Below are 566 nucleotides of genomic sequence, written 5' to 3' on the forward strand. Positions count from 1 at the left end.
TCTTCGCTGGGAACAGCCCTTCATCCACAGCCAAAATAATCACAAAATCGGCTTCTCGACCTTTACTCGCATGACAAGTCATAAAACGAATATCGAGATTCGGGAATCGTCTTAACCAGTCATCATACAAATCGGGTTTATGGTAATGATTACGGCCAAGCAGCAATACAGACTTAGTTTGTTTCGCTTGTTGATTCAATTGATCGAGGATTTTCTCAACTTGGTTGCTTGGCGCTGTGTGCACGCTCTTTTGCTTGCGTTGTTTGTGGCTGTTGAGCGTCTTCGGTAATTGTGATGGGTTTTGCTGCACGAACGTATTCGCCACATCGCCAATTTGATTATTGAAACGATAGGTCGTGTCTAGGTGATGTACCGTAGAGTGAGCGAATCGCTCTTTAAACCCAGTAATCAAGTCCACATCTGCGCCCGCAAACTGGTAAATCGCTTGCCAGTCATCGCCTACGGCAAACAAGGTTGCGCCAGGCTGCTTCTCTGTTGATTCACATAACGCTTCGATCAACGCCAAACGATCTGGAGAGATATCTTGATACTCATCGACCATAACA

General features: G+C 45.6%; 1 protein-coding gene. It reads right to left on the reverse strand.

Going from position 1 to position 566, the window contains the following annotated elements:
- Nucleotides 1-566: UvrD-helicase domain-containing protein (locus R7P74_RS28235; protein WP_318123993.1), on the reverse strand; the 566-nt coding region annotated here is incomplete at both ends.

The organism is Vibrio sp. 2033 (assembly GCF_033339735.1).